This window comes from Pseudomonas sp. EZ-C24 (assembly GCF_014525325.1).
In the GTDB taxonomy this organism is placed as follows: domain Bacteria; phylum Pseudomonadota; class Gammaproteobacteria; order Pseudomonadales; family Pseudomonadaceae; genus Aquipseudomonas; species Aquipseudomonas shirazensis.
This window is the reverse complement of record NZ_JACDIU010000012.1, coordinates 231,779-244,050: the sequence shown is the minus strand read 5'-3', so window position 1 is coordinate 244,050 and position 12,272 is coordinate 231,779. Positions and strand designations below refer to the sequence as shown.

Sequence of the window (12,272 nt, the reverse complement as noted above, 5' to 3'; positions counted from 1 at the left end):
CTGCAGCAAACGCCCAAGCGGCTTGTGGCCAGCGCTCGCCAGAAGCTGTCAGTGCCTCACGCCAGGACCTCGCGCGGCTTGCCCAGCATCCAGTCGCAAAGCATCGCCGCGCCGAGGGTCAGCGCCGAAGGTACCAACCACGCCAGGCCTTGTTCGCTCAGCGGCAGATGCGCTACGGCATCCGGCAGGATGTGCGCGAGCGAAGTGCCTTTGATCGCGTCGACCATGCCGAACAACAACGACACCGCCATCACCGGACCCATGATACGCACCGGCGAGTTCCAGATCCCTTTGCAGAAGCTCAGCGCCACCAGCACGATGCATGGTGGATAGATTGCCGTCAGCAACGGGATCGAGAACATGATCAGCTTGGTCAGGCCAAGGTTGGAAACCACCAGCGAGAAACCGGCCAGGATCACCACCAGCGTGCGGTACGACAGCGGCAGAATCTGGCTGAAGTACTCGGCACAGGCGCAGGTCAGGCCAACCGCAGTCACCAGGCAGGCCAACGCGATCAAAACCGCCAAGAAGCCGCTACCAAGCGAGCCAAAGGTGTGTTGCACGTAGGCATGCAGCACGGCCGCGCCGTTGGTAGCGTCAGCGGCGATGTCATGGCTGCCGGCACCGAGGCGGAACAGGCTGATGTACACCAGTGCCAGCCCTAACCCGGCGATCAGGCCAGCGATGACTGCATAGCGGGTGATCAGCTTTGGCGACTCTACGCCACGCGAGCGGATCGCGTTGACGATGACGATACCGAAGACCAGCGCCCCGAGGGTGTCCATGGTCAGGTAGCCATTGATGAAACCCTGCGAGAACGGCGCGGCAACGTAAGCCGGCTGTGCTTCGCCGATGGTCCCGGCAGGCAGCGCAAACGCAGCGATACCCAGGGCCGCCAGGGCGAGGATCTTCAGCGGTGCAAGGAAGCGGCCCACGGTATCGAGCAGCTTGCCGGGGTACATGGACACTGCCAGCACGATGATGAAGTAGACCAGGCTGTAGATGAACAACGCCAGCGGGCTTTCACCGGTCAACGGCGCTACGCCCACTTCGAACGACACCGTCGCCGTACGTGGGGTAGCGAACAGCGGGCCGACCGACAGGTAGCAGACCGCCGCCAGCAGGCCACCGAAGAACTTGCCGATCGGGCTGCTCAACGCGTCCATGCCGCCGCCGACCTTGGCCAGGGCAACCACGGTGATGACCGGCAGGCCTACCGCAGTGACGAGGAAGCCCAAGGCTGCCATCCACACGTGCGGGCCTGACTGCAAGCCAACGATCGGCGGGAAGATGATGTTGCCGGCGCCGACGAACAGCGCAAACGTCATAAAGCCAAGCGCCAGAATATCCTGGCCTTTGAGAACTTTCATTTAAGGAAATACCACACTACTGAAATCGGGATTTAGAGAGGGATTTCCCCTTGGATGAGGGAAATATGGGACCGTCCGGGTGGGACAGACCTTTTTGACATACCCGCACCCTTTTGGGGCGCCGACACGAAAGTGGGCGACAGTGTAACCAAGTTGCACCCCGACTGCACGGCTGGCTGACGAGGTGTCTCGCCAATGCAATTGGCTGTCGCGGTTATGAACGACAGCCCCAGTGAGCTGACTTGCGGTACTGCTGAAACGACAAAGGCCACCCGAAGGTGGCCTCTGTGCGCGTGGGGGGTCTAGCGTATTACTTCTTGGCTTCCCAGCCAGTCAGCTCGGCCAGGGCCTTGCCGATGTCGGCCAGCGAACGCACGGTTTTAACACCTGCGTCCTGCAGCGCTGCAAACTTCTCGTCTGCAGTGCCTTTGCCGCCAGAGATGATTGCACCAGCGTGACCCATACGCTTGCCCGCAGGAGCGGTAACACCAGCGATGTAGGAAACGACCGGCTTGGTCACGTTGGCTTTGATGTAGGCAGCGGCTTCTTCTTCAGCCGAACCGCCGATCTCGCCGATCATGACGATCGCTTCGGTCTGCGGGTCTTCCTGGAACAGCTTCAGGATGTCGATGAAGTTCGAGCCTGGGATCGGGTCACCGCCGATGCCGACGCAGGTCGACTGGCCGAAGCCGGCGTCGGTGGTCTGCTTGACAGCTTCGTAGGTCAGGGTGCCGGAACGCGACACGATACCGACCTTGCCTGGCAAGTGGATGTGACCTGGCATGATGCCGATCTTGCACTCGCCCGGAGTGATCACGCCTGGGCAGTTAGGGCCGATCAGGGTAACACCCAGTTCGTCGCACTTGACCTTGGCATCCAGCATGTCCAGGGTAGGAATGCCTTCGGTGATGCAGACGATCAGCTTGATGCCGCCCAGGGCTGCTTCAAGGATCGAGTCCTTGCAGAAAGGAGCTGGAACGTAGATGACCGAAGCGTCAGCGCCGGTAGCTTCTACAGCTTCTTTCACAGTGTTGAACACTGGCAGGCCCAGGTGAGTGGTGCCGCCCTTGCCCGGAGTCACGCCGCCAACCATCTTGGTGCCGTAGGCGATGGCTTGCTCGGAGTGGAAAGTGCCCTGCGAGCCGGTGAAGCCCTGGCAGATGACTTTGGTGTCTTTATTGATCAGGACGCTCATTACTTGCCCTCCGCAGCTTTGACAACTTGTTGAGCAGCGTCGGTCAGGCTGGTTGCAGCAATGATGTTCAAACCGCTTTCTGCCAGTACTTTAGCGCCGAGTTCGGCATTGTTGCCTTCCAGACGGACGACAACCGGTACCTTGACGCCGACTTCTTTCACAGCGCCGATGATGCCTTCGGCAATCATGTCGCAGCGAACGATGCCGCCGAAGATGTTGACCAGTACGGCCGCGACATTGCTGTCGGACAGGATGATCTTGAAAGCTTCGGTCACGCGCTCTTTGGTAGCACCACCACCTACGTCGAGGAAGTTGGCTGGCTTGCCGCCGTGCAGGTTGACGATGTCCATGGTACCCATGGCCAGGCCAGCACCGTTGACCATGCAACCGATGTTGCCTTCCAGCGCTACGTAGTTCAGCTCGAAGCTGGCAGCGTGGGCTTCACGAGGATCGTCCTGGGACGGGTCGTGGAAGGTCTTCAGCTTAGGCTGACGGTACATTGCGTTGGCATCGATGTTGATTTTGGCATCGAGGCAATGCAGGTCGCCGTCGGCCTTGATGACCAGCGGGTTGACTTCCAGCAGGGCCAGGTCGTGTTCTTTGAACAGCTTGGCCAGGCCTACGAAAATCTTGGCGAACTGTGCAACTTGCTTGCCTTCCAGACCCAGCTGGAACGCCAGTTCACGACCCTGGAATGGCTGAGCGCCAACCAGTGGATCGATAGTAGCCTTGATGATCTTCTCAGGAGTTTCGTGAGCGACTTTCTCGATATCCACGCCACCTTCGGTGGAAGCCATGAACACGATACGACGGCTCGAACGATCGACTACAGCGCCCAGATACAGCTCTTTGGCGATGTCAGTGCAGGACTCGACCAGGATCTTGGTCACTGGCTGACCGTTGGCGTCAGTCTGGTAAGTCACCAGACGCTTGCCCAACCACTGTGCAGCGAACGCCTTGGCGTCTTCTTTGCTGCGAACCAGCTTGACGCCGCCCGCTTTACCGCGACCACCTGCGTGAACCTGGGCTTTTACAACCCACTCGGAACCGCCGATCTTGTCGCAGGCTTCTGCTGCTGCTTCAGGGGTGTCGACTGCGAAACCCTTGGAAACTGGCAGGCCGTATTCAGCGAACAGCTGCTTACCCTGATACTCGTGAAGATTCATGCTTTATACCGTCTTCGTTAGGTACTGCGCTTCGGCGCTGCGCCAACAATGGCGCCGCACCACCTGTGACCGTTAAACCTTCGGGTGGTCCCGAAGGTCCGGTCCGGCGGACGTTCCGCGGTGAGTCATGCACGCAGGACTCACGACGGGCGACCCGCCGTGGTTTCTTATAATTAACGCTTCTTGCGGTTGGCGACGTGAATGGCACCGCCATTCACAGCCAGAGCGGCTTCATGCAGCGCTTCGGACAGGGTCGGATGGCTGAACACCATCATGCCGATGTCTTCGGCGCTGGTGCCGAATTCCATTGCGATTGCGCCCTGCTGAACCAGTTCGGCAGCCGATGGGCCAATCACGTGCACACCCAGAACGCGGTCGGTCTTGGCATCGGCGATGACCTTGACGAAACCACCGGTGTCGTTGGCAGCCATCGCACGGCCGCTGGCCGCGAACGGGAAGGTGCCCACGTTAACCTCTACGCCTTCAGCCTTCAAGGCTTGTTCGGTCTTGCCGACCCAAGCGATTTCCGGGTGGGTGTAGATCACCGATGGGATCAGGTCGTAGTTCATCTGAGCCTTGTGGCCCTTGATGCGCTCGACAACCATGATGCCCTCTTCCGAGGCCTTGTGCGCCAGCATCATGCCACGCACCACGTCACCGATGGCGTACACGCCCGGCACGCTGGTTGCGCAGTAGTCATCGACGAAGATGTAGCCGCGCTCGTCGATGTCGACGCCGCTGTCGGCAGACAGCAGTTCGGTGGTCACTGGACGACGGCCGACCGCAACGATCAGCTTGTCGAAGGTGATCTTCTGCTCGCCGTTGGCATCGGTGTAAGTCACTTCGACTTCGTTGCCGTTGACTTGCGAGCCGGTCACGCGAGCGCCCAGCTTGATGTCCAGGCCTTGCTTGGTCAGGGTCTTCTGGGCTTCCTTGGCAACTGCAGTATCGGCAGCCATGAGGAAGGTATCCAGAGCTTCCAGGACAGTTACCTGAGCACCCAGACGCGACCATACCGAACCCAGTTCCAGGCCGATCACGCCAGCGCCGATCACGCCCAGACGCTGCGGAACGGTCTGGAATTCCAGGGCACCGGTGGAGTCGACGATGACGTTCTGGTCGACCGGAGCCGGCGGAATGTCGATCGGACGCGAGCCGGAGGCCAGGATCACGTTTTCGGCTTCGATGATTTCGGTAGTGCCGTCAGCCTTGGTGACTTCGACTTTCTTGCCAGCCAGCAGTTTGCCGTGGCCCTGGATCGAAGTAACGCCGTTGGCCTTGAACAGGGTGGCAACACCGCTGGTCAGGTTCTTCACGATGCCAGCCTTGCGGCCAACCATGGCAGCAACGTCCATCTTCACTTCGCCAGTGGAGATACCGTGAACGTTGAAGCTCTCTTTGGCTTCCTTGTATTTCCAGGAGCTGTCCAGCAGCGCCTTGGAAGGAATGCAACCGACGTTCAGGCAGGTACCGCCCAAGGCCAGTTTGCCTTCGGCGTCGGTGTACTTCTCGATGCAGGCGGTGCTCAAGCCAAGCTGAGCGGCCTTGATCGCGGCAACATAGCCACCAGGGCCTGCACCAATCACTACCACGTCGAATTTCTGGGTCATAAAAGATTCCTTTTCAGCTACAAGCTGCAAGCCTCAAGCGGCAAGCGACGGGCTCGCACGGGAGCCGGCCGGTTGCCGCTTGCAGCTGCGTGTTAGATGTCCAGCAGCAGACGAGCCGGGTCTTCCAGCAGGTTCTTGATGGTGACCAGGAAGGTTACTGCTTCCTTGCCATCGATCAGACGGTGATCGTAGGACAGCGCCAGATACATCATCGGGCGAATGGCAACCTGGCCATTGACCGCCATCGGACGCTGGATGATGTTGTGCATGCCCAGAATAGCCGCCTGCGGCGGGTTGACGATCGGGGTCGACATCATCGAGCCGAATGTACCACCGTTGGTGATGGTGAAGGTACCGCCGGTCATGTCTTCGATGCCCAGCTTGCCGTCACGAGCCTTCTTGCCGAAGGTGGCGATGCCGTTCTCGATTTCCGCCAGGCTCATCTGCTCGGCGTTGCGCAGTACTGGAACCACCAGGCCACGGTCGCTGGAGACGGCAACGCCGACGTCAGCAAAGCCGTGGTAGACGATGTCGGTGCCGTCGATCGAGGCGTTGACTGCCGGGTAGCGCTTGAGCGCCTCGGTAGCGGCCTTGACGAAGAACGACATGAAGCCCAGGCGTACGCCGTTGTGGGACTTCTCGAACAGGTCCTTGTACTTCGAACGCAGAGCCATGACTTCGGTCATGTCGACTTCGTTGAAGGTGGTCAGCATCGCCATGTTCGACTGGGCTTCGACCAGACGCTCGGCGATCTTGGCGCGCAGACGGGTCATCGGCACACGCTTCTCGGTACGGTCGCCAGTGGCGGTCAGTACTGGAGCGGCAGCAGCAGCGGCTGGCTTGGCAGCAGGAGCCGCGGCAGGCGCGGACTTCTTGTTGGCAACGGCGGCAACCACGTCTTCCTTGGTGATACGACCGCCTTTGCCAGTGCCGGCGACGGTAGCCAGATCGATACCACTTTCTTCAGCCAGCTTGCGCGCGGCCGGTGCAGCGATCGGGTCGTCTTCGCCAGCGTCGGCAGCAGCGGCCGGGGCAGCGCCGCCAGCAGCAGGCGCGGCAGCAGCAGGTGCAGCGGCAGCAGCGCCGCCTTCAACGATCGAGCCCAGCAGTTCGTCGGAGAGGACGGTGTCGCCCTCGCCCTTGACGATCGGGCCGAGTACGCCGTCGGCAGTGGCGAGCACTTCCAGGACGACTTTGTCGGTTTCGATGTCAACGATCAGCTCGTCACGCTTGACGGCGTCGCCCGGCTGTTTGTGCCAGGTGGCAACGGTGCCGTCGGCAACCGATTCCGGGAAGGTTGGGGCTTTGATCTCGATAGCCATTAGCAGTGTTTCCTTAAATTCGGTTTCAGGTGCGCGAAAGCATTAAACAGTGAAGGCGTCTTGCAGCAGTTTTTCCTGCTGTTCAGCGTGCTTCGATGCGTAACCACAGGCTGGCGCGGCAGAAGCGTCGCGGCCGGCGTATTCCAGGACCAGTGCCTTGTTGTGGCGGCCCAGGATACGGCGCATGTGGTGCTGGCTGCTGTACCAGGCGCCTTGGTTCATTGGCTCTTCCTGGCACCAGACGGCGGCCTTGAGGTTGCTGTACGGCGCCAGGATTTCGACCAGGTCGTCTTCCGGGAACGGATACAGCTGCTCGATACGCACGATGGCGATATCTTCGCGGCCTTCGGCACGGCGTTTTTCCAGCAGGTCGTAGTAGACCTTGCCACTGCACAGGATCAAGCGTTCGACCTTGGCCGGATCGAGGGTGTCGATTTCCGGGATCACGGTCTGGAACGAGCCTTCTGCCAGGTCTTCCAAGGTCGACACGGCCAGCTTGTGGCGCAGCAGCGACTTCGGCGTCAGGACTACCAGCGGCTTGCGCAGCGGGCGGATCACCTGGCGACGCAGCAGGTGGTAGATCTGTGCCGGGGTGGTCGGTACGCACACCTGGATGTTGTGCTCGGCGCACAGCTGCAGGTAACGCTCCAGACGCGCCGAGGAGTGCTCAGGACCCTGACCTTCGTAGCCGTGCGGCAGCAGCATGGTCAGACCGCACAGACGGCCCCACTTGTGCTCGCCACTGGTGATGAACTGGTCGATGACCACTTGCGCACCGTTGGCGAAGTCGCCGAACTGGGCTTCCCAGATCACCAGCGCGTTTGGCTGAGTGGTCGAGTAACCGTATTCGAACGCCAGAACTGCTTCCTCGGACAGGAACGAATCGTACAGGTCGAAACGTGGCTGGCCCGGGTACAGGTTCTGCAGCGGGATATAGGTGCTGGCGTCCTTCTGGTTGTGCAACACCGCATGGCGGTGCGAGAAGGTGCCGCGGCCGATATCCTGACCGGTCATGCGGATCGGGTGACCTTCGAAGGCCAACGTGGCGTACGCCATGGTTTCGGCATAGCCCCAGTTGATCGGCAAGCCACCGGCCTGCATCTTCTGGCGGTCTTCGTAGATCTTCGACACCTGACGCTGCACGACGAAGCCTTCCGGCATCTCCAGCAGTTTGGCCGACAGGTCCTGCAAGGTCTTGAGGTCAAAACGGGTGTCGTGACGCGCGGTCCAGGCATGGCCCAGGTATGGACGCCAGTCGACGAACAGTTCGCGGTTCGGCTCCTTGACCAGGCTCTTGACCACATGCAGACCGTTGTCCAGTGCGTTGCGGTACTCGTCGATCTTGGCCTGAGCACGCTCGGCATCGACACGACCGGCCTGGATCAGCGACTCGGCGTACAGCTCACGGGTGGTGCGCTGCTTGCTGATCTGCTGATACATCAGTGGCTGGGTGCCGTTAGGCTCGTCCGCTTCGTTGTGGCCGCGGCGACGGTAGCAGACCAGGTCAACCACCACGTCACGCTTGAACTGCATGCGGTAATCGATGGCCAGCTGGGTCACGAACAGCACAGCTTCCGGATCATCACCGTTGACGTGCAGGATCGGCGCCTGAATCATCTTGGCGACGTCGGTGCAGTACTCGGTGGAACGCGAGTCGAGCGGGTTGCTGATGGTGAAACCAACCTGGTTGTTGATCACGATGTGCACGGTACCGCCGGTCTTGAAACCGCGGGTCTGCGACATCTGGAAGGTTTCCAGTACCACACCCTGGCCAGCGAACGCAGCATCACCGTGAATCGAGATCGGCAGTACCTTGTCGCCAACGCTGTCGTTGCGACGGTCCTGACGGGCGCGCACCGAACCCTCCACCACTGGCGAGACGATTTCCAGGTGGGACGGGTTGAACGCCATGGCCAGGTGAACTTCACCACCCGGGGTCATCACGTTCGACGAGAAGCCCTGGTGATATTTAACGTCACCCGAGCCCAGCTCGTTCATCTTCTTGCCTTCGAACTCGTCGAACAGCTCGCGCGGGTTCTTGCCGAAGGTATTGACCAGCACGTTCAGACGGCCACGGTGGGCCATGCCGATCACGACTTCCTTGGTGCCGTAGGAGCCCGAGCGCTGGATCATTTCGTCCAGCATCGGGATCAGGCTCTCGCCGCCTTCCAGACCGAAGCGCTTGGTACCTGGATACTTGGTGCCCAGATACTTCTCGAGGCCTTCACCTGCGGTGACACGCTCAAGCAGATGCGCCTGCACATCAGCGGAAAACTCCGGACGCCCACGCACGCTTTCGAGACGCTGCTGGAACCAGCTACGCTGCTCGGAATCGACGATATGGGTGAACTCGGCGCCGATGGTGCGACAATATGTCTTCTCCAGCGCATCGTGAATTTCGCGTAGGCTCGCTTCCTCTTTGCCGATGAACAGGTCGCCGGCACGGAAGGTCGTATCAAGATCGGCATTGGTCAAGCCGTAGTGATTGATCGACAGGTCTACGGGCGCAGGGCGCTGCCACAACCCCAACGGGTCGAGCTTGGCAGCCTGATGGCCGCGCATACGATAGGCCTGGATCAGTCGCAGAACTTCAACCTGCTTCTTCTCGTGTTCACTGCTCACGCTCCCGGCGGAAACCGGTTGAGCGCGGCGCTGGTTCTTTGCCAGCAGTACGAAATGGTCGCGGATTGTCGAGTGCGATACATCGGTAGCGGTGCTGCCGTCGGCGGGCAACTTCTGGAAGTAGGTGCGCCACTCTTCTGGCACAGCGTTAGGGTCGTGCAGGTAGAGTTCGTAGAGCTCTTCCACATATGCAGCGTTACCACCTGAAAGGTGGGCGCTTTCCCACATGCGCTGCATCACGCTTTCTTGCATGCTTGGTCACCCTCGTTCGGGGACGAATCGGCAAGTACCTCAATACGCATGAGAAAGCCCGAGAACAGCGACCAATCACGCCACCGAGGATCCTGCAGATTTTCCGGGTACCAGCCCGGAAGCCCCTGCTGGTCTCAAATCTTCATAGGTAATGGGCGTGGGCCTTATCGACCCCTGCCCGGGTTTCACCTCCGCGCGGGCTCACCACCCGCGCTTCAGTGTCTTGCACTTGCTACAGCTGTGTATCAGGTGCCGCTTTGCAGCAGCATGTTACGTACGTGACCGATTGCCTTGGTCGGATTCAGACCTTTAGGGCAAACGTTTACGCAGTTCATGATCCCGCGGCAGCGGAATACGCTGAACGGGTCATCCAGGGACGCCAGGCGCTCCTGAGTTTTCGTGTCGCGGCTGTCGGCCAGGAAGCGATAGGCCTGCAGCAGTGCAGCTGGACCGAGGAACTTGTCCGGGTTCCACCAGAACGACGGGCAGGAAGTCGAGCAGCAAGCGCACAGGATGCACTCGTACAGACCGTCCAGCTTCTCGCGCTCTTCTGGCGATTGCAGGCGTTCGATAGCCGGAGCTGGCGAATCGTTCTGCAGGAATGGCTTCACCTTCTCGTACTGCTTGTAGAAGATGCTCATATCGACGACCAGGTCACGGATAACTGGCAGGCCCGGCAGCGGACGCACGACCAATTTGTTACCTTTTACTACGGCAGACAGCGGCGTGATGCACGCCAGACCGTTCTTGCCGTTGATGTTCATGCCGTCGGAACCACAGACGCCTTCACGGCAGGAGCGACGATAGGAGAAACCTTCGTCCTGCTCCTTGATCAGTGCCAGCACGTCCAGCACCATCAGGTCCTTGCCACCGGTGTCGACTTCGAAAATCTGAGTTTTCGGCGCCGAGTCGGTGTCCGGGTTGTAGCGATATACTTCGACTTTCAACATAGCGGCCACCCCTTAGTAAGTCCGGATTTTTGGCTCAAACGCCGGTACGGTCTTCGGTGCGAAGTTGACTGCGCGCTTGGCAACCCGCTTCTCACCTGGGAAGAACAGGGTGTGGCACAGCCAGTTTTCGTCGTCACGATCTTCGAAGTCTTCACGGGCGTGAGCACCGCGCGACTCTTTACGCACTTCTGCGGCGATCGCAGTAGCTTCGGCAACTTCCAGCAGGTTCTGCAGCTCCAGCGCTTCGATCCGCGCGGTGTTGAAGGCCTGGGACTTGTCGTTGATCTTGACGTTGCCAATACGCTCGCGCAGCTGAGCCAGCTGCTCGATTCCCTTCTGCATGTATTCGCCGGTGCGGAACACGCCGAAGTAGTTCTGCATGCAGCTTTGCAGCTCGCGACGCAGGGTAGCCACGTCTTCGCCATCAGTGCGCTGATTGAGCTTGTTCAAGCGGCTCAGGGCGACTTCGATGTCGGTGTCGCTGGCGTCGGTGTAGGTGATGCCGTCGGACAGCGCTTTTTCCAGGTGCAGACCAGCAGCACGACCGAACACCACCAGGTCGAGCAGCGAGTTGCCGCCCAGGCGGTTAGCGCCGTGAACCGATACGCAAGCCACTTCACCCACGGCGAACAAGCCCGGGATGATCTGGTCGACGCCGTCGGCGTCCTGGGTCATGGCCTGACCATGAATGTTGGTGGCAACGCCGCCCATCATGTAGTGGCAGGTTGGTACGACCGGCACCGGCGCGACCACTGGGTCGACGTGGGCGAAGGTCTTGGACAGCTCGCAGATGCCTGGCAGGCGGCTGTGCAGCACTTCTTCGCCGAGGTGGTCGAGCTTGAGCATCACGTGGTCGCCATTCGGACCACAGCCGTTACCGGCGATGATTTCCTTGACCATCGAGCGGGCCACAACGTCACGACCGGCAAGGTCCTTGGCGTTAGGCGCATAGCGCTCCATGAAACGCTCGCCGTGCTTGTTGATCAGGTAACCGCCTTCACCGCGGCAACCTTCGGTGACCAGTACACCAGCGCCGGCGATGCCGGTCGGGTGGAACTGCCACATTTCGATGTCTTGTACCGGAACGCCTGCACGCAGGGCCATGCCGATACCGTCACCGGTGTTGATCAGGGCATTGGTGGTCGACGCGTAGATACGGCCCGCACCGCCAGTCGCCAGTACAGTGGCCTTGGCCTTGATGTACAGGGTTTCGCCGGTTTCGATGCAGATCGCGATCACACCAACGAATGCGCCGTCCTGGTTTTTCACCAGATCGACTGCGTAGTACTCGTTGAGGAAGGTGGTGCCGGCTTTCAGGTTACCCTGGTACAGGGTGTGCAGCAGCGCGTGACCGGTACGGTCGGAAGCTGCGCAGGTGCGCGCCGCCTGACCGCCCTTGCCGAAGTCCTTGGACTGGCCACCGAACGGACGCTGGTAGATACGGCCAGTTTCGGTACGCGAGAACGGCAGACCCATGTGGTCCAGCTCGAACACCGCAGCCGGGCCTTCCTGACACATGTATTCGATAGCGTCCTGGTCACCAATGTAGTCCGACCCCTTGACGGTGTCGTACATGTGCCAGCGCCAATCGTCGTTCGGGTCAGCCGAGGCGATTGCGCAGGTGATGCCGCCTTGGGCGGATACAGTGTGCGAGCGGGTCGGGAAGACCTTGGTGATCACGGCAGTCTTGTGACCGCCCTGGGCCAGCTGCAGCGCAGCGCGCATGCCGGCACCGCCACCACCAACAATGATGGCGTCGAATGAAATCGTTGGAATCATAGCCAT

General features: G+C 60.4%; 8 protein-coding genes. All 8 read right to left on the bottom strand.

Going from position 1 to position 12,272, the window contains the following annotated elements; all coding sequences use genetic code 11:
• Positions 1–56: 56 nt before the first annotated feature.
• The 8 genes from brnQ to sdhA all read right to left on the bottom strand — a co-directional run bounded on the left by brnQ (position 57) and on the right by sdhA (position 12,272).
• Positions 57–1,370, bottom strand: coding sequence for a branched-chain amino acid transport system II carrier protein (gene brnQ, locus IDM28_RS07855; protein ID WP_150573381.1), 1,314 nt, complete (start codon positions 1,368–1,370; stop codon positions 57–59).
• A 310-nt stretch (positions 1,371–1,680) separates the two neighbouring features.
• On the bottom strand, positions 1,681–2,565 hold the full coding sequence (sucD, locus tag IDM28_RS07850) for a succinate--CoA ligase subunit alpha (protein ID WP_101318141.1): 885 nt from the start codon (positions 2,563–2,565) through the stop codon (positions 1,681–1,683).
• On the bottom strand, positions 2,565–3,731 hold the full coding sequence (sucC, locus tag IDM28_RS07845) for an ADP-forming succinate--CoA ligase subunit beta (protein ID WP_008091914.1): 1,167 nt from the start codon (positions 3,729–3,731) through the stop codon (positions 2,565–2,567). Before sucC ends, sucD begins: the two co-directional genes overlap by 1 nt.
• A 173-nt stretch (positions 3,732–3,904) precedes the next feature.
• Complete coding sequence (gene lpdA / locus IDM28_RS07840; RefSeq protein WP_101318139.1) at positions 3,905–5,341, bottom strand: dihydrolipoyl dehydrogenase; 1,437 nt, start codon at positions 5,339–5,341, stop codon at positions 3,905–3,907.
• Positions 5,342–5,433: 92 nt separating this feature from the next.
• Positions 5,434–6,663 carry a 2-oxoglutarate dehydrogenase complex dihydrolipoyllysine-residue succinyltransferase gene (odhB, locus tag IDM28_RS07835; protein ID WP_181108316.1) on the bottom strand — a complete coding sequence of 410 codons (1,230 nt, stop codon included), beginning with the start codon at positions 6,661–6,663 and terminating at the stop codon, positions 5,434–5,436.
• Positions 6,664–6,705: 42 nt separating this feature from the next.
• Positions 6,706–9,537, bottom strand: coding sequence for a 2-oxoglutarate dehydrogenase E1 component (locus IDM28_RS07830; RefSeq protein ID WP_101318135.1), 2,832 nt, complete (start codon positions 9,535–9,537; stop codon positions 6,706–6,708).
• Between the two features lie 245 nt (positions 9,538–9,782).
• On the bottom strand, positions 9,783–10,487 hold the full coding sequence (locus IDM28_RS07825; RefSeq protein ID WP_101318133.1) for a succinate dehydrogenase iron-sulfur subunit: 705 nt from the start codon (positions 10,485–10,487) through the stop codon (positions 9,783–9,785).
• A 12-nt stretch (positions 10,488–10,499) separates the two neighbouring features.
• The gene (sdhA, locus tag IDM28_RS07820) at positions 10,500–12,272 is read right to left on the bottom strand and encodes a succinate dehydrogenase flavoprotein subunit (protein WP_101318131.1); all 1,773 of its coding nucleotides are present in this window, start codon (positions 12,270–12,272) and stop codon (positions 10,500–10,502) included.